Here is a 21,943-nt window from a genome sequence, read left to right on the forward strand (position 1 = left end):
TTGATTGTGTTATTTATAAAATTATCCTATGTATTCAATTACTGTAATTAAACTTCACTACATATTTATTACTACCTGTGTTATAAATCTTTTTTTCCATTTACTTACATAACCTTGAGATACATTTATTATATTTTCTATTGCTCGGTACACATAACCTTGTAGAGCCAGTTTTACGGCTAAGGCTCTCTTCATTTCTCGCGAGTCTCCATTACTATTTATAAATTTGATTAAACCTTCTATTTGTCTTTTTTTTTCATTTTGATTGGCTTCCATTTGCTTTCTTCCTTTTCATTTATTATCAAAATTTCCTATTTTACCAGAGAAATCCATATTTACATCTCAAATGGAATTGCTATATATTATTGATTAGGCATTGGGTATGGGGCAGTGAGCTGAAAAGCATAGGCAATTAAAACCTTAATCCTTCTTCCTTCTTGCTTTTCCTCCTTCGCGGCTTTGCGGTTCAATAAAAAAAATCAAAACCCTAACGCAAGCGCGTTCCCCCACCCGGTTGCAAACCTGGAATTCCACCCGATGGATTTTGGGATCTAGGCCGCAATCCGGGGGGGAAACTCATCAGCACTTTTTCATTTCCTTTCAAACCCGATCGCACTTCCGTCTTATCATCCACCGTCATACCAGTCTTAATCGGCATAAAAGCAGGTTTACCATCTTCTCCACCCGGAACAAAAACCCCCGTTTCCCTTTGTTGACGGACAATTGCCGCAGTCGGAACTACCAAAACATTTTTAAGTTCACCAGCCTTAAACTCAACATTCACATTCATTCCCGATCGCAGCATTTGTTTATCATCATTAATAATTGCCGCTTTTACCTCAAAACTTGTCACATTTTGCTGGACGATCGACTGAGGCGAAATTTGAGTGATTTTACCTCTAAAAGTCTTTCCCGCAAAAGCATCGGCTTGAATAGACGCAGCCTGGCCGATCTGAATCTGAGAAATATTAGTTTCTGCTACGTTTGCTACTAATTGATTTTTTGAAGCTAAGGACAAAATCGAAGAAGAAGTCGCCGAAGAAACCGCACTACCTGCCGTCGTGGGAGTCACAAAAGCGCCCGGATCGGCGTACTTGCGGGTAACAGTGCCGGTGAAAGGAGCCCGTAGCACAGTGTCGTCGATCAGCGCTTGAACGCTTTGCAGGCTGCCTCTAGCGGCGAGAACTTGAGCGCGGGCTTGGGCGATGTCTTCCGGGCGAGAACCGGCTTCTAGTAGCGCCAAAGCTTGCTGTTTTTGCTGCAGGGCGGCCTGCCCCCCAGCGATGTCTTCCGGGCGTGCGCCCGATCGCGCCAGGGCCAAAGCTTGCCGTTTTTGCTCCACAGTGGCCCGCCCCGCAGCGATGTCTTCCGGGCGTGCCCCTGATCGCGCCAGGGTCAAAGCTTGCCGTTTTTGCTCCACAGCAGCCCGCGCCGCAGCGATTTCTTCAGGGCGAGCACCCGCTTGCAGCAAAGCTACAGCTTGTTCGGCTTGCCTGACTTGCGTTTGAGCTCGATCGCGCGCGGTGCGGGAGTTGTTGACAACTTGCAAAGCAATGGCTCCGGCATTATATAGTTCCTGATTTCTCTGAAAGTCTTCCTCTGCTTGGTTTTCGGCGTATTCGGCATCTCTGAGTTGGGCGATCGCTTGGGCGATGTCTTCAGGGCGATTGCCCTTGAGCAATTTTTGTAAATTTGCCTGTTGTTCAGCTAGTTGTGCCTCAGCTACGGCAATATCTTGGGTTCGATTGCCGTTGAGCAATTTTTGCAACGTTGCCTGTTGTTCTGCTAACGCTGCCTCAGCTACAGCAATGTCTTGGGTTCGATTACCGTTGAGCAATTTTTCCAGACTTGCCTGTTGTTCTGCTAACACCGCCTTAGCCACAGCAATGTCCTGGGTTCGAGTGCCGTTGACCAATTTTTCCAGGTTTGCTTCTGCGGCTGCGAGTTGTCCGCGAGTTTGGGTAAGTTGCCCCTGAAGGTTGGAGTCGTCCATGTAGGCGAGAATCTGCCCTTGTTCAACCCTATCTCCTTCCTTGACAAGCAAACTTTTGAGCATTCCTGAAGTTTTGGGGCTGACGTTAACGGAACGTTCGGGCACAATTGTGCCGTTTGCCGAAATTGTAATTGGCAGGTTCACCCTTTCGACAGCAACGGTTTTTTCCTTGCGTCTGGTTTCGGGGCTGGATTTGACTGTTAACTGGCTGTAAGCTGTGTAGCCGACTCCTGCAAGCAGGGATGTGGCGAGGAGTCCGCTAAGCCAGGGAGTCAGCTCTTTTTTAATCTGAAAGTGCTTTACTAAGTACATATAAATTAGACCTGATGGGTCTGTCTTGAATTTAGACCGATCGGGAACAGAAAAGGTTCAATTGAAGTCGCACTAGGTTTTTTCCAGTGTTTAATGTTTGCGGGCGATCGAGTTTAGATCCCAACATCGATCTCCAGTGCAGCATAAAACCTGTTGGGCCAAATGCGTGATAATGAATGAAGATAGTTTAATCTCGCATATCCTAATCCTTCATGCAATTTGAGTGGGACGAAGCGAAAAACCTTGAAAACATCCGTAAACATCAGATTGATTTTGCCGATGTTCCCGCGATGTTTGATGGTGAAATGCTGATTGAGCTAGACGATCGTTTTGATTATGGCGAAGATCGCTGGTTTGGAATCGGTTTTCTCGGTTCTGGAATAGCGGTAGTAGTCTGGACAGAACGTCAAAACAATGTAATCCGAATCATTTCAGCGCGAAGAGCCAACCGTCATGAGCAGAAACGATTTGAACAGTACCTCTGGTACTAACTGGGCAGCCTTAGAGTCAAGGTCAGAAGAGAATATTGACTACTCAGATATTCCACCGCTGACCGATGAATTTTTTGAACGAGCGACTTTACGTATTCCAGCAGCTCAAGCCCACAACTTAGTTCAGCTCGATCCAGATGTGAAGCAGTGGTTTGAGGCTCAAGGAGAACAGTATAAAACTCTAATTAATAACGTTTTACGCCAATATATAGAGAACAATAACAAAACTCAGCACTCAGCATAGCCGTGCGTTTTAACGGACGGACTCAATACTCTGGTGATGACTCAAAGCTTTGTACCGCCGTTGAACGCATCGGTAGTAGATATCATAATGGCTTGATTCCCTTCTAGCCGCTATAATAGCTCAAACTTCCGAAAAAACCTATGATAGTAGAGGGTACGGAATGTGGGTTATATCAGTTGGTAAATAGTTTGAGATTACTCGTCAAAGTTAAGACTAAATATGCAAGAATTTTACGAAATCGTCAGTTTAGCTACAGAAGAGCAACGCCAAAACTTAGCAGAGTTGACCAATTCAGGATTTGGTAGTTCCTCTGAAATTCTTTGCAATCACATACGGTATTTGAGGTGCGGGAGTATTGGTCAGCTTTTCTGGAACAGCTCTTGGAAACAAATTGTCACAGATGTTGCCGATCACATTGGTATTGATTGGTCTGAAGTTTTTCACGGTCGTACATGGCTTGAGTTATCAACTCAAGAAATTGAAGGTGCTGTCGTTGTTAAGCTATTTCAGAATATGTTGGAGCAGCTTACACCAGAGCAACGACAACAAATTATTATGGATCTCAGACGAGAGAGCGATGACCCTAATCTTGAAGGTTTTCTTTTAAGTGGTGGTGCAATGTTTGCAGCAAAGATGAGTGGTTTTGGGGTGTATTTGTTGGCAAGCACTGTACTAGGTAGTCTCACAAGTGCTTTGGGGATTGCCTTGCCCTTTGCAGTTTACATGGGTGTGAGCCAAACTCTTGCATTTCTACTCGGTCCTGTAGGGTGGGCAGCACTAGCGGGAAGTGTATTATTTTCGCTTAATCAACCCAATTGGAATCGTCTAGGGTTGTCTGTTATATACATCTCAACGCTTCGGTATTCCACAACCTAACAAGCGCTTGCACCGGAACGGAGGTATACGCTATCAGTTATGATCCAAACATTATCACTGTCCGGTGAAGCGCAGGCCGTTAGGCTTCAACTTTTCGCCAAGGGTGGTTTGAAAAGTTAACGATCGAAGATCATGCTCTCTTTTGCTCGTTGAAATCAAGGCTTGGCGATCGCCCTGGCTTAAAAGCAATACCCTACAAAGAATACATATCCCACCCAAGTGTCAGTTGACCCGATAACTTGCGCTTTCATCTCTTACATCGCAACGCGAAACATTGATTTCACATTCCTAGAAACAGCGGACGAGCAAAGTCTTTTGATCTGCGATCGCATCGATCGAACTTTTCACAAGTTCGATCGCTAATTTCCTACTTAACAAACAGCCACTACACCCAACTCTGTAATCGCCGCCTCCGGGCCCACCAAAGAAACATACGGTTCTACAAAATATTTCTTAGCAGCATCCCGCGCTTGTGAAGCTGTCACCAGTGCAATTTCTTCTTGAAACTGCTGGTCAAATTTAATTCCCAATCCCAAAATTTCGTACCAACCTAAAACTTGGGCAATTTGCGAATTAGTTTGTTTTCCTAAAGCATATTGACCGAGCATTTTATTCTTGCAAGCTTGCAATTCCTCCTCGCTTAGTTGGATGGTGGCGAGTCGATCGACTTCTGTACGCAATCCTTCAAAAGCCGTCGTTGTATTTTCCGGCGCCGTACCCATGTACACGACAAACTGAGCCGTGTCCAAGCGCGTCGCGTACAGCGCGGAAACGTCGTAAGCCAAGCCCCGCTTTTCCCGCAATTCCACAAACAACCGGCTCGACAAACCGTTACCCAAATAAGTATTCAGCAACTTAATCGCTGCGTAATCGGGATTTCTGACCGAGGGTGCGAGGTAGCCCAGCATAATCACTGATTGCTGCGTATCTTGCGCCGTAACGACCGATTGAGGGGAGGGTGACAGGGGGGGAACGCTTAAAGTTGGCAGGGGTGTTAAAGGCGCTTTCCAGTCCCCAAAAGTTCGATCGATCAGAGCGATCGCATCTTCGGTGGATATTCTGCCGGCTACAGAAATAACTACATTATCGGGACGGAAATAGGTTTTGTGGAACTGTTCGAGCTCGTTTCTGGTGAGCTTTGACATAGTAGCTTCCGTGCCCAAGGGAGAGAAAGCATAGGGGTGTTCCTGGTACATCGCGTGCCGCAATTGCTCGAAGGCGATCGCAAATGGCTGTTCTTGTTGCGATCGAATTGCTGATATGGCAATGCGGCGTTCGAGTTCGACTTCAGCTTCCGGGAAAGTGGGCGATCGTGTCAATTGCGCCGCCAACTCCAAAATCTCCTCAAAATCTGCAGAAACCGTCTTCAAACTCACTAAAAAATAGTCTGTAGTAGAGTCGGCACTCAACCTCGCTCCCACCGATTCTACACGCTGGGCAATTTCCAGCGAAGACAGTCGATCGGTTCCCTTAGTCATTACCGCCGACAGCAAGTGACACAATCCTGCTTGTTCCGGCTGCACGTAGCGACTGCCGGCCCGCAGGAAGATCCTAGCTGCAATAATATCTGCTGCTGGATTTTCTGCTGCTAAGACAACAATACCGTTGTCTAAAACCGTGCGCTGGATTTCATTTTTCATGGTTAATTTAGTTGGGAACTTGTACTGAGAGTAGCTGAAGTATTGGTAATTGAAAATGGGTAAGGGGTAATTGGTAATGGGTAATTGGTAATTACTTGATTGCCATTTTTCTATTTTCCATTTGCATCTTGTATGATGTCATACCGGGCAGGGCCTGACGCACAACCTCTAAATGTAACAACATCTATCCTGTAAGGTGTGCCACAAGGACAAAGAACCCTGGACAAACGCCGAACCTCTATCCCCTAGGGTGCGCCACAAGCACAAAGAACCCCGGACAAATGCCGAACATCTCTCCGGTACCAAAAATATATGTATTTTTACCCGTTTACCAATTAGATTGGTTTTAGCACCACAGCCGTGTAGCGGCGGGGAGAGAGATATTGTTGAGCTAGGCGCTGAAGGTCTAATGGCCCAAATGCTTTAATCCTGGTGGGATAGCTAAGCGCTAATTCGGCACTGGCGATCGTATTGTAATATCCATAAAGACCCGCTAGCTGTCCCGGCGTTTCGAGCGAGAAAGCAAAATCGTTGCACAGCAAACGCTTACAGCGGAGCAATTCTACCTCGGAAACAGGCTCAGACTGCAATTCCCAAAGCCGATCGCAAATCCGAGATTCCACCTGTTCGACATCCTTCGCGTCCAAGACTGCACTGATAGTAAATAAACTCGATTCCCGTTGCAACGAGAAAGTGCTGTCAATCGCCTCTACCAATTGTAATTCTTCCCGCAGTTCCCTGACTAAACGCGAAGTCCGCCCGTCTGCGAGCAACACCGACAGCAGATCCAAGCCGCAAGCACTTTGCAACTGTTCAACTCCCGGCCCCGTCCAGGCCATCATCAGCCGCGCTTGTTCCAATCGGGGGAGGCTCAATTCCTGACGGCGAATTTCTATCAGTGGCGGTTCCGCCTCTGCGGTTAATTTGGGACAATCCCATCTGTCTGAAAACTGCTCAAAAGCTTTCCCCGTAATATCTCTGGCCTGTTGTTCATCAATTCCCCCGACTACCACCACAGTCATATTTTCCGGCTGATAGTGCGATCGATGGAAACAGCGCATTTCGTGGGGAGTTCGCGACATCAGCAACTCTTCTGTGCCCAATACCGATCGCCTGTAGGGATGCCGCTGGTAAACTGTTTCCATCATGGCTTGGAACCCCAGCCAATCGGGATTGTCTTGAGCTTGGCGGATTTCTTCGAGCACCACATCTCGCTCGCGAGCGAATTCCCGATCTGGAATCGAAGCGCGCAGCAGTAATTCTGCCAGCGGCTGGGCTGTTTCTGCTAAATAATCGGCCGCAGCGTTGACGAAAAAATGGGCGTAGTCGTGACTGGTAGCTGCGTTGGCGACACCGCCGCGATTTTCGATTACCTGGTCAAATTCTCCAGGGGCGATCGAATCCGTCCCTTTAAATATCATGTGTTCGAGAAAATGAGCCATTCCCGACCAAGAATCCGGCTCCAGCGTAGCGCCAGCCCTCACCCACACGTCTAGCGCGACCACCGGTGTGGCCGAAATCCGCTGGTGAATGACCGTTAACCCATTATTCATCTTCCAGACATTGGCTGGGAACTCTAAAGCAGTGAGCAGTTGAGACAAGCTAGTTATTCTTAAACTTTAGTTAACTTCGGCTGCAACTATGGTAGCGCTTTCCAGCTCTGCGATCGGGATTAATTGATACAGAAATTATCACTCAGTCGATTTTAGATTTTAGATTTTAGATTTACTGCACAGATGAATCTGGGGGCTTGAACAAGAGTCTAAAATTTTGAGCCGATCGCGACAGGAGTACGTGGCACGGTATCCGTTTTTGGGCGGAGTCTTCTGCCCTTCATCCTTACTCATCTGTTGTTTTTTGCTTTTTGCTTTTTTTCAAGCAGTCTCAAATACTTACCATCTTTTTTATCAAAAGTCAATAGGTTTCGCGGGATATTAATTAATCAGTCGGGAGAAAGAGGATGTGATCAGAATATATCAATAAATTAAGAGATGTAAGAACACTAACGACCTTGAGAGGAGAAACAACAGATGGTAGCTACCCTAGAAGATACCAAGCGCCAAGCGATCGCAACTAAATTAGCAGACATGAAAGCGCTGCAAAACCTGTTGATCGCCAACGAGCAATTGTTCATCAATTCCTGCAACGACTCCGAACTAGCCCAGCGCTTCCGGGATATGCTCGAAGACGATCGCAAAAACTTGGGCGTATTAGAAACTACGATCGTGCAATACGGCATCCAAGCCCAGCCCAAAGAAACCAGCACAAAAATGATTGAAGAAGTTCAGAAACTCATGCAAGGTTCTGAACTCACCATGTTTGAAAAAGTCGCTCAGCACGAACTGCTCAAACACAAACAAACAATGGCCGGTTTGTTAATTCACAAAGCTGCTCAAGTAGTCGGCGCCGACATCGAAGCTGCCATTACCCCGCTCAACACAGTTAACTTTGAGAACCGCGCTCACCAAGAACAACTCAAAGGAGTTCTCGAAATTTTAGGCGTGCGCGAATTGACTGGCAAAGACCCCGACCAAGGCGTTTGGGCTCGCGTGCAAGATGCAATGGCAGCAATGACCGGCATCATCGGCGGTGCAGTTACCCGCAGCAAAGATGAGATGAACATCACCGAAATCATCTCAATGGATCACCGCAAAACCGATACCCTCTTTATGGAAATCGCAAGCACCGATGATCCTCAAAAACTGCAAGAATTCTTCGGTCAACTTTACAAAGACCTCAGCGTTCACGCAGAAGCAGAAGAACAAGTTGTTTATCCCGCAGTTCGCAGCTACTACGGCAATACTCAAGAACTGTACAGCGAGCAAGCAGAAATGAAGCAGATGCTTGCCCAAATTAAGGCTCTCAACCCCACTTCTTCTGATTTCAAAGCCCAAATCAAACAGCTCCAAACAGCGGTTAAAGATCACATTCGACAAGAAGAAAACGATATGTTCCCTCATATTCGCCGCAACCTGAGCGAAGCACAAATGGAACAAATGGCTACTCAATTCAAAGCAGCCAAAAGCACCATCCAGCAAGAAATGGCTAACCTGAAATAATTCAGCATTCGGCTAATTTTAACTCTAGCAAAACTAGAGAATAGCTAAACTGCAACCTATCAATCCCGCTACCAACGTGGCGGGATTACTAGTTTTTTCAAAGACAATTTTAAAAAATAAATATATTATACCAATTCTCCAAAATCTTGCAACAGTTATGAGTTTGTAAGGTGCGTCGCTGTGAGATAGTCGCTTTTTTTGATAATTTTTGATAGCGACGCACCATACAAGGGGCGGGTTTCACGAAAGATATTTCGGGTAATTCATAATATAAATAAACCCGCCCTCCACAACTAGGGGGCCGGGTTTATCTATATTATGAATTTCATCAAAGATTTTCGGTAAAACCCGCCCCTACGAGGATTGGGAGCCAGAAGATTTTAGCCGTTAATCACAGAGCCTCCGTTAGGATGCAAAATTTGACCAGTCATGTAAGACGAATCTTTTGAAGCTAAAAACACGAAACTGGGGGCAACTTCATCGGGTTGACCGGCGCGTCCCAAGGCCGTGTCTGCACCAAATTTCTCCACTTTTTCTTCAGGGAAAGTTGCAGGAATTAGAGGCGTCCAAATCGGGCCGGGGGCGACTCCGTTGACGCGAATTCCTTTCTCAGCTAAACTTTGAGACAAGGAGCGAGTAAAGGCAACAATTGCTCCTTTGGTGGAGGAGTAATCTAGTAATTGTTGATTGCCTTTGTAGGCGGTGACAGAGGTAGTGTTGATAATTGCACTTCCCTCTTGGAGGTGTTTGAGGGCGGCTTTTGTGAGATAAAACATTGAGAAAATGTTGGTGCGGAAGGTGCGCTCTAATTGTTCGGCGGTGATGTCTTCAATGCTTTCTTGGGGATGCTGTTCGGCGGCGTTGTTGACGAGGATATCGAGGCTACCAAACTCTTTAACTGTTTGTTCTACAAGGTTTTGACAGACGTTTTCGTCGCCGATGTCGCCTGCGATCGCCATACAGCGCCGGCCTTGTTGTTCGATCGCCTCTTTGGTCTTTTTAGCATCATCATCTTCGTTGAGATAGCTGATGACCACGTTAGCGCCTTCCTTGGCAAAGGCGATCGCCACTGCACGCCCGATACCGCTGTCTCCGCCAGTAATTAAGGCTACTTTGTCCCGCAATTTGTCGCTACCGCGATAGCCCTCCGCGAAGGATTGAGGTTGCGGAGTCATCTCGGATTCAATACCGGGTTGCTGTTCTTGATGTTGAGCCGGATTAATCTTCTGTTCGGTTGGCATAAAAAATTCCTCTAAGTTCTACCTTCATAAATAAAGGTTTTCTGGAGGTAGGACATCGTTCTTTTTGCCGATCGTAGTCTACTACTAAAGACAGCCCCGCGAGTCTTTGATTGTGGAGGGCGGGTAGATCGAAATTGCGAGTTTTCCTGAAACATTGTCTGTAATTGAAGAGATAAATAAACCCGCCCTCCTAACTAACCTATGGTTATGGAGGGCGGGTTTATCTAAAAAGCAGCTAGTTGCTAATTCCTAAGTCTCAAATTAGAAACTTAAGCTAACCTTAACTCCGGACCGGGAGCTGGAGCGCCCAACATTAATTTATCGTCGAGCTTCTGATCTGCTAAAAACGTTAGGATCGAAGCCTGTACCTGCTCTGGCAAATTCTTGACAACAACATTAGCCGCATCAGGATTATTAAGTACGATCGAACTGTAATCTGTGGTAACAGATTTAGCGACTGAGCCTCCTTCCGTCAGAGGATCGCTACCAGTTGCCACATTCTGAGGTTTACCAGTCACCGGAGCGAGATTCTGAGCACCAGTCAGCGGATCATCCTCCTGGATGCTACTTAGTCTTATTATTCCCGATGGGTCTGCGGTCGTCGCAGTCGTCGTAGGCGCTGTGTTAGGACCAGGCACGCTAAAGTTAACCGGATTCGGTCCAGTTGGGATTGGGAACGGGTTTTCCACGCTCGCATCGAAGACTTCCAAAACCGAGTAGGTGCCTGGGGACAAATTAGGAAACAGAGCAATACCATTAGCATCTGTTCTCACCAGCGGTTCGGTAGCAGGATCGTAGCGGTTGTTATTGTTCAAATCCAAGGTAAATGGTATATTGGCCAGGGGCGGTTCGCTGGCATCCCGTATACCGTTGCGGTTGTCATCTCGGAATTTAGGAACCGACAGGTCATAGCGGCGAGAGTTACCCACCAAAGCACAAGTAAAGGTTTGATTCGCACCGAGAACAATATCCAGCGGTTGAGTCGTTTTGAAGTAGCCAGAAGGTGTTACTTCCCGAACGCTGTAATTGCCAGGGCGCAAATTGGTGAATGCAAAAGTACCAAACTGATCGGTGGTAGTAGTGGGTTCATTTGCTTGCAACACACCGTCACGGTTGGTATCGATCGCAATGGTGACACCAGGAATAGCTGGTTCGTTACCATCTCGATAACCGTTCAGGTTAAAGTCCTCAAACTTGCAACCGGTGATGTTGCTGTTGGGTGTGTTGGCAAAGGTAACGTTGGCGTCCTGAGTGCTGAGGGTCACATCGACGCGATCTGCCGTAGAAGGGGAGAAATTGGGCTGTGCAACTTCCCTGACGACATAGTTGCCTGTTGCCAAGTTGGTAAAGGCACCTCTCCCCTGGGCATTTGTCGTGATTTGCTGTTCTCCAGCGTCGGGAGTGCCATTGTTATTGGTGTCGAGGAAGACAGTGACACCGCTAATTGGCGCTTCACCCTGAGTTGGTTCAAAGCGACCATTGGCATTCAGGTCATTGTATTTGAAGACAGTGATGTTCGGTCGAGTGTTGCCCACACCGGCATCGTTGCCAATACCCTGAGTTGCTCCCACAGGAGTAAAGGTAAGTGATGGCGATGGGTTGGGCGCTGGTAAAGTTGTAACTGGCGCTGCAAAAATCGGCCGCTCACCAGTGGTGGCGATCGATCTTTCACCTGGTTGTTGAATGCCGTCGCGGTTGCTGTCTACGAATTTAGGGTCGTTTGGTTTCAGCGTGTAGGTTGAGTCTGCTACTAGCAGCGGTTGCTCTCTGCTGATCGTACCCTGGAATCGGGCCTGAGGCCCTGGTGCCGAAACCAGAGCGGGGTTTGCAGTTGTTGCTACTGGAGCATTGAGGTTTCCTGGGACACCGCCACCTACTTCTGCAGGCAGTACACCTGGAAAAATTTCCAACACTCTGTAATCACCAGCTCGCAAATCCTTGAAGGTAACTACTCCGTTCGCATCTGTGATGGCTATAGGTTCGGAGCCTGCTCCATCCCAGCGACCGTTGGCGTTCACATCTAAAATAAACGGTACTCGGGCAATGGGGGGTTCCAAGACTCCACTAACAACATTTCGCGTTCCGCTGCGGTCTATGTCTCGAAATTTGTTAACTTCAATTTGATAGAGCGGAGTATCGCCAACTTGAGCGCAGGCAAAGGTTTGACCTGCTGCTACCGTCACGTCCAGTACGGGAACGTTGCCGGGGGGAGTGCTTTGGGGAAAATCTTGTGTTTCTAAGGGTTCTGCGTCCGTAGCATTAACTTCTAGTCCGGTAACAGAATTAATCTGTCGTCTGATCCGTTCTTCCCGAATCTTGTAGGTTCCGGGTGCTACGTTGAACGACCATGCACCATTTTTGTCTGTTAAGGTGTTGGCTTCCCCTGCATCGCGTTGACCGTTGCCATTGGCATCAATATAGATCCTGACATTTTTAATGCCCGGTTCATTTCCATCTCGGAAGCCGTCGGCATCTATGTCTAAGTATTTGCATCCAACGATCCGGCTGCCTATAACTTGGGTGTTGCCAAAGAAAACGTTAGCATTTGTGTTGCCGACAGTGACTGCGAGGGGGTTGGGAGTGGTAGCCCGGAAACCTGCAGGTATTGCGGTTTCCGTGAGTACGTAGTTGCCAGGAATAAGATTTATGAATGAGAACGCGCCGTTAGCGTCCGTCGTGGTTGAGACTTCGCCAGTACCAGCATCAAATACACCGTTGGTGCTTGTTGCTGATTCGAGGAGGATCGGGATATTTGCCAGACCTGGTTCATTGGGCTGTCTGATGCCATCGCCGTTCAAGTCATTGAACTTGAGGCCTAGAATTGCCGGGCCAGCATTCCCAACCACAACTGGCTGTAATTGCTGGATACTGCGCTCTCCGTTATCTGTCATGATTTCTCTCCTTCACACCTAAATCCACGTAAATTACAGACTACTGTATGGGTTGTAACTTGCTGAGTAGTTTTTACTAATAGCTGACAACCGCTACTCGATTTTACATACGTCTGCACTTGAGGTAATGTTCCCATCTCACACAACAATGCCTCAAGCTTTGTCGCTGGCAAGTATATCAGGTTTTGAAGAGCCCTGGCAATTTGAGGGCAACATCTTCATGATTTGCACGCCTTCTGTGTCCGTACATACTTGCTGTTTCGAGCTTTAAAAAGCCTAAGACTGACTTCTCCCCCTGATATCAAGTCCGGCTGCATTGTTCTTGTTTGTCCTGGTTCGCTGTGCTTGACGATCGCCTCCTCTGGGATTGCCAATGACAGATATCCCAGCATCGATCGAGCTACCGGACTTGATTATGACTTGCCCTGACTGGAAATACGCCGATCGGGTTTGGGGGAATTACCTGATAGTTTCTCACTTACAGAGATGCTACTGCCTCTGAATCTTGCACCCAATATACAAGCCAGCTTCGGAGTTGCCGGAACTTAGGCTTGAGTGTTGGAGGTTGCCAACAATAGGGTATCACGCGATCGCCCTTTCACCTCATCCTGATTTTTATCTGCGGTTTGGGATTCCGGGCGATCAAGCTTTGTCTCACCCTACATAACCCCGAAATCTCTCGCGCCCATCGGCACCAACGAGTGAGCGATCGCCGGATTATTTAATTCATTGGTATTGACAAAATTACTAATTTGTCCGTTAGGCTCCAGACCGACATTCTGTTGCCCAAAGTTAGGAGTATTGCCTAAATTTGCAAAAAATCCATCACTCAAAAATTTACTAATTTGATCACTATCACGACACTGGCTCAAAAGCAAGCTATCGGCCCCCATATTGCCTGCAGGTTCGCCCGCATAGTTACGGGCATCCGTCAGCGGGTCGCCCAAGGGTTTAGCCGACAGACCCTCAGCCTCTCCAGTCACCAAATCGATATCTATGCTGCTAGCCCGAATCTCTGCCGAGACCACAACCACCGCAGGTGGAGTCGTTGGAATGAAACCGGGCGGCGGAACTTCGCGGACAACATAACTACCTACAGGAACGTTACGGAAACTGTAATTGCCCTGAACGTCGCTTAAGGTACTCGCTTCGCCCGGATCTAAACTGCTGTTGTTGTTGAGGTCGATGTAAATTTGAGTATTGGCGATCGGCGGTTCCCCAGGATCTAGGCGGCCATTGGCGTTAAAATCGTTGAATTTCACACCGCTGATCGTGCCAGTCACCAACACGTTACCAAAGCTGAGATTAGTGGCATTTGTGCCGTTGCCCACGGCGATGGGAGTCGGATTGGGCGTAGTTTGTCGAAAACCGGGCTGCGGGACTTCCCTCACCACATAAGTCCCTTGAGGCAAATTGATAAAAGAGAAATTACCTTGGGGGTTTGTTAAAGTCGAAGGTTCATTCGGATCTCGGGCGCCATTGTTGTTGAAATCAAGGTAAATCGGCCAGTTGGCAACTCTCGGTTCCGTCGGTTCGTTGATACCGTTACCGTTGAGGTCGTTGAACTTGAAGCCGCTGATGCTGCCGGTGGGAAAATTGTTGCCGAAATTGACGCCGACAACGTTGGTATTGCCGATGATGTCGATCGGGCCTGGATTTGGCGTCGTCTGTACCCATCCCGGTTGCTGGACTTCCCTCACCAAATATCGGCCGGGAGAAACATTGGCAAAAGTGTAGTTGCCTTGCGGGTTGGTGATGGTGTTGGGTTCGCCCGGATCAAAGCTGCCGTTGCCGTTGAGGTCGATGTAAATTGGCCAGTTGGTCAGAGGCGGGTCTGTCGCATCTCGGACGCTGTTGGCATTGAGGTCGTTATATTTGAGACCGCTGATGCTGCCGACAAAAAAGACATTGCCAAAATTGATGTTGTTGACAGTGGCATTGGAAGTAACGTTAACCGGGCCGGGGTCAGGTGTGGTTTGGCGAAAACCCGGTTGCTGGACTTCTCTTACCAAATATGTATCTGCAGGAATATTGACAAAAGCGTAATTGCCTTCAACGTTTGTAAAAGTAAAAGGTTCGCCGCCGTCGAGCCTGTTGTTGCGGTTGAGGTCGAGGTAAATTTGCCAGTTAGCTAGCCCTTGTTCGCCCGGATCTCGGCTGCTGTTGTTGTTGATGTCGTTGAATTTTGTGCCTGCGATCGTCCCTGCGTTAAAGTTGTTGCCAAAATTGATATTGCCAGCATTTGTGCCGCTGGTAATTGTGATGGGTGCGGGATTTGGGGTAGTTTGGCGAAAGTTCGGCTGCTGGACTTCCCTAACTTGGTAAGTTCCCGGCGGCAGGTTGGCGAAGATGTAGTTGCCTTGCGGGTTTGTGAGGGTGGAAGGTTCGTTAAACTCTGGCTGGCCGTTGTTGTTGAGGTCGAGGTAGATTTGCCAGTTGGGAATGGGAACTTCTCCGGGATCAGGGCGGCCGTTGGCGTTGAAGTCGTTGTATTTGGTGCCGCTGATGCTGCCGACTTGGAAGTTCCCGATGTTGACGTTGCCGATGTCTATTTGGCTGGCGGTTCTGAATTCGGACATGGTGTTGCTGGGGCCCAATGAACGCGGTTCAATGTTTTCTGTAGGGCAATCTAGCAGTTTTTTTGCAAATTGCAGCTATTTCAGGGGATAAATTATTTTTAGGAAAGGGAAGGGCCGGGAATCAGAAATGCCCAATGCCCCATGCCCCATGCCCCATGCCCCATGCCCTGCGCGGGCCGATGCGTAAATTTTTTCCAGATTTGATGTACGATCGCTACCAGTTTTGCAGAGGTCGAATTCCCAATGTCCCAAAACTTGATAGCAAGCTGGAATGAAGCCCGCGAGGTTCCAAGTTTGCTCTTCGGCTGGAGTTTGTGCGGTTTATTGGCAATAGGCTCGATCGCCCCTACTCATGCTGTCGCACAGCTACCTACCTCCGAACAGAGTAACAGCAATAGCCCGATCGCTCAAACAGGTGCGATCTTCCGCCCCACTCTCAAATTGGGCAGCCGCGGCGAGGAAGTGATCGAACTCCAAGCTGCTCTTCAATTGTTGGGCTTTTATACTGGCACTGTAGACGGGATTTTCTCACAAAGCACCGCTAGAGCTGTGTCTCAGTTCCAGGAAGCAGCAGGCCTGCCTCCCGACGCCATAGTCGGTCAAGATACTTGGAACAGGCTGTTTCCTGCGACTCCGAGTGCGATCGAAAACCCGATCGCCAACGATGCTGTAAATGCCGACGATTCAGAGATTAACCCCCAAGGGCAGCCAACAAATTTTCCGGTTTTAAGAAGACGAATGCGGGGGGCGGCAGTCAGAGATTTGCAAGAACGGCTGCGGGCCAAGGGATTTTTGCGGGTGAGTGCTGACGGCGTTTTCGGCCCGGAAACTCAAGCTGCTGTTAAGGCGGCTCAGCGACAATATCAACTGCCAGCAGACGGCATTGTCGGCCGCGCAACTTGGGAAGCTCTGCTGCGTTGACAGCCAACCAATAGTGCCGCCTATGCACGTTGCGCGATTGGGCGATCGTACAAATTGTTAATAATCGCTTTTGGAAGTATTTCTACACGTCAAAAAGTGTCAAGTTTGGTAAACAAAGTGTTTTTATGCGCGGAGTTGGTGTTAACTTAAAAACATGAGGGGCAAAACCAAGAAGCACAAAAAACTTGGATTAAAAATTTGGAATTAGAGTATTTGTCCCGCTCGGCTCTAGTCCGCAGGCAACGCCTGAACCGTGTAGCTTATTAGCAAAGAAAGGTTGATATGGCGATTCGTATTTGTTAGATAGCTTGAGGCTATTGCATGAATCAAAAGTTGCGATCGCACAACAGTCAAACACAGAAGTCTGAATAGACTCCGCTGATAGCTAGCTCGTCCGCAGAGTAGTTGCCAAAAAGTCCACCTTAGTTGTAGTTTGCTGAATCTCAGCAGAGCTAAAAACCCACTTGAATCAACTTAATTTACAAACTTTTTAGGGTCTGGCATCCGATATGCTAGGCCCTAAAAGTTTTGATAGTTGACAGTTGACAGTTGATAGTTGACAGTTGATAGTTGACAAACTAATAGACCTCTGGCAAAAGTCCTTTTAATAAAATTTGGGAACGGGCAAGATGCCCGTTCCACAAGAAAAAATGTTTTTTGTGGAACGGGCATCTTGCCCGTCCTAGTTATTTTTGAAAGAGGTCTAATGACTACTGACTACTGACTGCTGACTACTGACCATTTCATTTGATATCTTCAATTCGAGCATTCAAACCGTTAGCGCTGAGCATTTGTAGCAATTCCTCCGCTTTTTCGAGTTCCCGAAAAGCACCGGCTTGCATCACCGGTCGCCCGCTGGAAAAAGAGCGAAAAGCACCGGGAACGAGGGATTGCATTTTTTGTCGATCGCCCCAACTGTTGGCATCCACCACAACTCGATACCGGAAACCCAAAGCTCTGGCTCGATCGAATGACGGCGAATTATCCGCGGCATCGGGCCAAGAATTCCCCCCTAAAGCAGCAGGTACATAGCCGCCCCTTCCGATAGGAATGTTGCGGCCAGGAACCGGCAATCTACCCTCGGAAGAAACTGAACTCGAACTATCAAAATTGGGAGGAATAATTGGTTGCTGTACCGAAATTTCCGAAACCGATCGATAATTCGGATCGGGCACAGGAATTGCGATCGCCCCTGGGACTACCGATGAAGCACCGACATTCCTCCCAGAAAGTTCTTGCTGCAACCGAGTGCTGGGCGCTACGGGTCGAGTTTGCACCGGTCGCCTGGAAACGGGCGCAGGCGGGGGAAGTGGCGCTCTTTCACTTCTGGGACTTAGCCGGCCGGGAGTGTAAGCCGGGAGAGAAGTGTCTGGGCCACCGATACTGGGAGGTCGATCGGTCGTTAGCTGCAAAGCACTTCCCCCCATTGGCCCAGGGGTAAAAGTTCCCGCCACATCCACCGATCCCGTCGTCCGGTTTCTCAACAATTGATTGCCGTAAGCTGGGATTACTTGACCTTTGGCCGCATTGTTCACATCGTACTGACCGTTGTTGCGAATGACATTGCCCCCCGGTTCGGCAGCAGTTCCCAAATCCGGCAGAGCTCTCGATATCGCCACAATTCCGTCCCGGCGATTACTCTCGATATAATTGTTACGCAGCACAGGTCTAGCATTAGCTTGCACCACCACGCCATCTTTATTGCGAGTAATTTTGTTACCGATTAGCAGAGGCGAAGCGTTCTGCGCTACATTCACCCCAAATCCCGTGTTTTCAAACACATTATCTCGAACTTCCGGCTGGGAACTACCAAAAATAGTAATGCCGTTAGCTCCATTTTTCGAGAAAACATTCCCGCCAATCGTCGGTCTGGAAGTACCCACTACCGAAATTCCGTCGTGAGTGCTACCAGAAAAAGTATTGTTAACAACCGTCGGAGAACTCGATTCGATCCACAAAGCGTAACCGCGAGAGTTGGTATTCGTCACCGTCACCCCGCTGAGTCCCGCCCCATCTGCGCCTAAAATCGCGATATTTTGACCCGCCGAAGTCGGACTGATAAAGTATCCTCCGCCTTTAATGACAATATTCTGACCGCGAGTGTTGGGATTTCCCTGAACTGTCACGCTGGGCCTGAGCATTAATGGAAATTTTTCGCCGGTTTGCTCGCTGTAAGTACCGGGCGCTAGCAAAATCGCTGTTTTGGGCGGGGCTACGCTTAAGGCGTAGGTAAGGGTTTTGAACGGAGATCGATCGCTGCCGTTGCCTCCTGTGTCGCTGCCCCCTGTCGAGCTGACGTACAGTATGTTAATGTCGCTCTGCGGCGTCTGAGAAACTAGCTGCACTATCGGTATCCCGGCAGCGATAACTGACGGTTGATGGTTGCAAAGGGCGGTCATCGCAAAAACGAGCAGAAGGCAAGAACTCAGACAAGATTTTTGCGATCGCTTTTCTTTGCACTCGCTATATTGAGAATTTAGGAGCATAAATAAACCCCACTGATTTGCGATCCGAGTTCCGCTTCCCGAGTTCGGTGTCGGGTTTTTGCGATCGAACTTTGATTTCACCCGCCTGCTGGGGTTTTCTGCTGTTAATCTTTTGTGTTGTTCTGCTAACCGATACTTTTTTGCTAACATTTGCTAACAAATATATAAGTTGAGATATGAGCTCAACCAAGGCGTATCAACCGATGCCCGTAGAAATTTCTACAAGCACTTATATTCTTGCGTTCAGCTTGGTTATCGCTTACAGCTATTAGCCAATCAGATTATTTGCTTTGATAATGTAGAGGCAACTTATTTATATAGCGGTTGCGTACTACCAAGGTTTTTCACCTACATCTGAGTGGCTAAATTCATTCTATATGACATGAAGACCTCTGGCAAATGTAAGTGATTCTTAGCAAATGTCAGAAAAAGTCTTACTGTTAATCAACCTCACGGCTCTCCTCCGAAGTGTGGTATGCAGTTTAACGATTCCACTCTCATCAAGTTTGATCTATTATGCTTTGTTTTCATGAAAATTCAATAAAATTTAAAAAATTGTCGAATTTACATCGGTTTATGCCAAAATTAAGCCGCCTGCTTTGCCACAATCTTGACGGCGTGGGAGAATATAGCGGGTTGATTGGTAAGATTAATTATAATTAGGGTGGTTCTGAATGAGCGACAAACAAAACAGAACTTTACCGGCACAGCCAGCCCTCTGCCGGATTTTAGATGCAAATTTAGATCGATCGCGCGAAGGGTTGAGAATTATTGAAGAATGGTGCAGGTTTGGTCTCAACAGCTCGGATTTAGCTGGGGAGTGCAAGCAACTGCGTCAAGAATTGGCTGCTTGGCACGTCGCGGAACTTCGCAGCGCTAGGGATACGCCCGCTGATCCGGGTACGGAGTTGAGTCACCCGCAGGAAGAGCAGCGTTCGAGCATTCAGCAGCTACTGGAGGCGAATTTCTGTCGGGTGGAAGAAGCTCTGCGGGTACTTGAAGAGTATGGCAAAATTTACGATCGGAATATGGGCGCGGCTTTTAAGCAGATGCGCTATCGGGTTTATACTCTCGAAAGCGATTTGCTGGCTTACCGGCGCTACCAGCAGTTACTTCGATCGCAGTTATACCTTGTAACTTCGCCGAGAGACAACTTGATGGGGGTCGTGGAAGCTGCTTTGCAAGGGGGACTGACTTTGGTGCAGTACCGCGACAAAACCTCAGACGACGGCGCAAAGCTGGCCAACGCGCGTAAGCTTTGCGAACTTTGTCACCGCTACGATGCTTTGCTGATTGTGAACGATCGCGTGGATTTTGCGATCGCAGCGGATGCCGACGGCGTACACTTAGGACAGCAAGATTTGCCTGTGGCGGAAGCGCGCAAGTTGCTCGGCCCGGGACGCATCATTGGTTGTTCGACTACGAATGGCGAGGAAATGCAGCGAGCGGTTGATGCGGGAGCCGACTATATTGGAGTTGGGCCTGTTTACTCCACTCCTACTAAACCTGATAAACAGGCGGCGGGTTTGGACTATGTGCGGTATGCTGCTACTAAGTCGCCGATTCCGTGGTTTGCGATCGGTGGAATTGATATCAACAACCTCGATGAAGTATTGAATGCCGGAGCTCAAAGGGTTGCGATAGTACGCGCGATTATGGAAGCAGAACAGCCTACTTTAGTCACGCAGTTTTTCATCTCGCAGTTGATTCGGATGCAGAATCTCAAAGCTCAAAAAGCTTTGCACGGAAAAAGCTAGGTTGATTGGAGATTTGTAGGGCGGGTTTAGCACAGGAAATCTGTGCATAAAATATAATTTTGTTACCAAACCCGCCCTGAAAACTGATATTTTACTTATGATAAATCAAATTGCGCTGCAAGTTAACGGAGAAACCCGCAATTGTGCGATCGACACACCGTTACCAGAATTACTAAAACAATTGGGATTAAACCCGCGCTTGGTGGCTGTGGAGTACAACGGCGAAATTCTGCACAAACAATTTTGGGAAACTACACAGATGCAAGAGGGCGACATCTTAGAAATTGTCACAATTGTCGGAGGAGGCTAGGCAATTTTTAGGAGTAAAAACGAGAGTTTTTCCAGCTTTTCTGGTTCTTGGTAAGCACCCAGAGTCCTTTCTCCGGGGAAACAAATTGCAAAAAGCTCTGCCTCCTGTAACTTTCTAATAACATAGAAAATCAGGAGGCAGAGCCTCTAGATATGTGTTCCCAGGCAGAGCCTAGGAACGAGGAAAAATGAGTTCTTCAGTCCTCTTCAGAGGACTTTAGCTTTGAGGCAGGGGTTTCAACCCCTGTCGGACTATCGGTTCTACGCTAAGTTGTCAGGAATCTGCCGAACCTAGGAACGAAGAATTAAACTGCGACAGCTTCAGCCACTGGTTCAGCCACAGGTGCTGCTACAACAGGATAAATGCTGACTTTCTTGCGAGTTTTGCCTTTTCTTTCAAAAGTCACTACACCGTCAATCATGGCAAACAGAGTATCATCTCTGCCGATACCAACATTATTACCAGGGTGAACTTTAGTGCCGCGTTGACGGATCAAAATGTTGCCAGCTTTGACAACTTGACCGCCGTACTTTTTGACACCCAGACGCTGAGAATTAGAGTCGCGTCCGTTACGTGTACTGCCTGTACCTTTCTTGTGGGCCATAATATCCTCAACTGTATTTACTATGTTTTATTCTGAATCAGTTTCGGCGGTTTGGGGAGTTTCCACAACTGCTTGAGTTAAGTCTCTGGCGGCCAAGACTGTACCGTTGACGCTAATCGAGTCAATCATAAAGCGAGTTGTTTCTTGACGGTGCCCTTTTTTCTTCCGAGTTTTCTTTTTCGGCTTCATCTTGTAGACGAGGACTTTGCGGCCCCGGAAATGCCGTAGAACCGTTCCTTCTACTGTGGCATTTTCTAGTAGAGGCTGGCCGATATGAACCTCGCCTTCGTGCTGGATCAGAAATACTTTGTCTATGGTGACTTTGGATTCAGCTTCAACGTGAAGCAGTTCGATGTCGTAGAAGCGGCCTGGTTCTACCCGAAATTGTTTGCCGCCGGTTTCAATGATTGCGTAAGTCATGGGATGGTGGTTGAAATTGCCGTACAGGTAGCTGATGAGTCATTGGTCATTGGTCGTTGTGGACTTTTGACTGCTGACTGCTCTCTAGCTTTTGGAATGTCTTAACCTGATCCGAGCCG

19 protein-coding genes are annotated in these 21,943 nt (G+C 47.9%); 9 read left to right on the top strand and 10 right to left on the bottom strand.

Annotated elements, in window-relative coordinates; genetic code table 11:
• Window positions 1-57: 57 nt before the first annotated feature.
• Together QUB11_RS23070 and QUB11_RS23075 are read right to left on the bottom strand one after the other, a co-directional pair.
• Entirely contained in the window at window positions 58-276 is a 219-nt protein-coding gene (locus QUB11_RS23070; protein ID WP_333206246.1) for a helix-turn-helix domain-containing protein, read from the bottom strand.
• A 211-nt stretch (window positions 277-487) separates the two neighbouring features.
• Window positions 488-2,305 (bottom strand): efflux RND transporter periplasmic adaptor subunit, encoded by a 1,818-nt coding sequence (locus tag QUB11_RS23075; protein WP_333206244.1) that lies wholly within the window; start codon window positions 2,303-2,305, stop codon window positions 488-490.
• Window positions 2,306-2,517: 212 nt separating this feature from the next.
• Between QUB11_RS23075 and QUB11_RS23080 the strand changes: the two genes are divergently transcribed.
• From QUB11_RS23080 to QUB11_RS23095, 4 genes are all read left to right on the top strand, one after another.
• Window positions 2,518-2,796, top strand: a complete 279-nt coding sequence (locus QUB11_RS23080) for a BrnT family toxin (protein ID WP_333033472.1) — start codon at window positions 2,518-2,520, stop codon at window positions 2,794-2,796.
• A complete protein-coding gene (locus QUB11_RS23085; RefSeq protein ID WP_333206243.1) occupies window positions 2,759-3,040 on the top strand; it encodes a BrnA antitoxin family protein in 282 nt (93 codons plus the stop codon). The genes QUB11_RS23080 and QUB11_RS23085 overlap by 38 nt, the downstream gene beginning before the upstream one ends.
• Window positions 3,041-3,259: 219 nt before the next feature.
• Window positions 3,260-3,916 (top strand): hypothetical protein, encoded by a 657-nt coding sequence (locus QUB11_RS23090; RefSeq protein ID WP_333206242.1) that lies wholly within the window; start codon window positions 3,260-3,262, stop codon window positions 3,914-3,916.
• A 219-nt stretch (window positions 3,917-4,135) separates the two neighbouring features.
• Window positions 4,136-4,279, top strand: coding sequence for a hypothetical protein (locus tag QUB11_RS23095; protein WP_333206241.1), 144 nt, complete (start codon window positions 4,136-4,138; stop codon window positions 4,277-4,279).
• An 8-nt stretch (window positions 4,280-4,287) separates the two neighbouring features.
• Here the strand turns inward: QUB11_RS23095 and QUB11_RS23100 are convergent, their stop codons facing one another.
• Window positions 4,288-5,556: a pitrilysin family protein gene (locus tag QUB11_RS23100; protein WP_333391823.1), complete on the bottom strand. Its 1,269-nt coding sequence runs from the start codon at window positions 5,554-5,556 to the stop codon at window positions 4,288-4,290.
• Window positions 5,557-5,891: 335 nt separating this feature from the next.
• Window positions 5,892-7,157 carry a pitrilysin family protein gene (locus QUB11_RS23105; protein WP_333391824.1) on the bottom strand — a complete coding sequence of 422 codons (1,266 nt, stop codon included), beginning with the start codon at window positions 7,155-7,157 and terminating at the stop codon, window positions 5,892-5,894.
• 429 nt (window positions 7,158-7,586) lie between these two features.
• On the opposite strand from QUB11_RS23105, the gene QUB11_RS23110 reads away from it, so the two are divergent.
• Window positions 7,587-8,615 (top strand): hemerythrin domain-containing protein, encoded by a 1,029-nt coding sequence (locus tag QUB11_RS23110; RefSeq protein WP_333391825.1) that lies wholly within the window; start codon window positions 7,587-7,589, stop codon window positions 8,613-8,615.
• Between the two features lie 380 nt (window positions 8,616-8,995).
• Here the strand turns inward: QUB11_RS23110 and QUB11_RS23115 are convergent, their stop codons facing one another.
• A complete protein-coding gene (locus QUB11_RS23115; RefSeq protein ID WP_333391827.1) occupies window positions 8,996-9,856 on the bottom strand; it encodes an SDR family oxidoreductase in 861 nt (286 codons plus the stop codon).
• A 269-nt stretch (window positions 9,857-10,125) separates the two neighbouring features.
• Complete coding sequence (locus tag QUB11_RS23120) at window positions 10,126-12,747, bottom strand: SdrD B-like domain-containing protein (protein WP_333391829.1); 2,622 nt, start codon at window positions 12,745-12,747, stop codon at window positions 10,126-10,128.
• A 225-nt stretch (window positions 12,748-12,972) separates the two neighbouring features.
• On the opposite strand from QUB11_RS23120, the gene QUB11_RS23125 reads away from it, so the two are divergent.
• Window positions 12,973-13,176 carry a hypothetical protein gene (locus QUB11_RS23125; protein WP_333206232.1) on the top strand — a complete coding sequence of 68 codons (204 nt, stop codon included), beginning with the start codon at window positions 12,973-12,975 and terminating at the stop codon, window positions 13,174-13,176.
• Between the two features lie 230 nt (window positions 13,177-13,406).
• Here QUB11_RS23125 and QUB11_RS23130 read toward each other — a convergent pair whose 3' ends face one another.
• Entirely contained in the window at window positions 13,407-15,326 is a 1,920-nt protein-coding gene (locus tag QUB11_RS23130; RefSeq protein WP_333206230.1) for an SdrD B-like domain-containing protein, read from the bottom strand.
• Window positions 15,327-15,569: 243 nt separating this feature from the next.
• Between QUB11_RS23130 and QUB11_RS23135 the strand changes: the two genes are divergently transcribed.
• A complete protein-coding gene (locus QUB11_RS23135; RefSeq protein ID WP_333206229.1) occupies window positions 15,570-16,247 on the top strand; it encodes a peptidoglycan-binding protein in 678 nt (225 codons plus the stop codon).
• A gap of 743 nt (window positions 16,248-16,990) precedes the next feature.
• Here QUB11_RS23135 and QUB11_RS23140 read toward each other — a convergent pair.
• Window positions 16,991-18,883 carry a DUF1565 domain-containing protein gene (locus tag QUB11_RS23140; protein WP_333391831.1) on the bottom strand — a complete coding sequence of 631 codons (1,893 nt, stop codon included), beginning with the start codon at window positions 18,881-18,883 and terminating at the stop codon, window positions 16,991-16,993.
• A gap of 524 nt (window positions 18,884-19,407) precedes the next feature.
• Between QUB11_RS23140 and QUB11_RS23145 the strand changes: the two genes are divergently transcribed.
• Window positions 19,408-20,490 carry a thiamine phosphate synthase gene (locus QUB11_RS23145; protein ID WP_333206226.1) on the top strand — a complete coding sequence of 361 codons (1,083 nt, stop codon included), beginning with the start codon at window positions 19,408-19,410 and terminating at the stop codon, window positions 20,488-20,490.
• Between the two features lie 97 nt (window positions 20,491-20,587).
• Window positions 20,588-20,800, top strand: coding sequence for a sulfur carrier protein ThiS (gene thiS / locus QUB11_RS23150; RefSeq protein WP_006634943.1), 213 nt, complete (start codon window positions 20,588-20,590; stop codon window positions 20,798-20,800).
• Window positions 20,801-21,104: 304 nt separating this feature from the next.
• Here thiS and rpmA read toward each other — a convergent pair whose 3' ends face one another.
• Window positions 21,105-21,404 (bottom strand): 50S ribosomal protein L27, encoded by a 300-nt coding sequence (rpmA, locus tag QUB11_RS23155; RefSeq protein WP_190738131.1) that lies wholly within the window; start codon window positions 21,402-21,404, stop codon window positions 21,105-21,107.
• 27 nt (window positions 21,405-21,431) lie between these two features.
• Complete coding sequence (gene rplU / locus QUB11_RS23160; RefSeq protein ID WP_333036112.1) at window positions 21,432-21,824, bottom strand: 50S ribosomal protein L21; 393 nt, start codon at window positions 21,822-21,824, stop codon at window positions 21,432-21,434.
• Between the last annotated feature and the right edge of the window lie 119 nt (window positions 21,825-21,943).

This window comes from Microcoleus sp. B6-A1, from assembly GCF_036705085.1.
Classification (GTDB): Bacteria; Cyanobacteriota; Cyanobacteriia; order Cyanobacteriales; family Microcoleaceae; genus Microcoleus.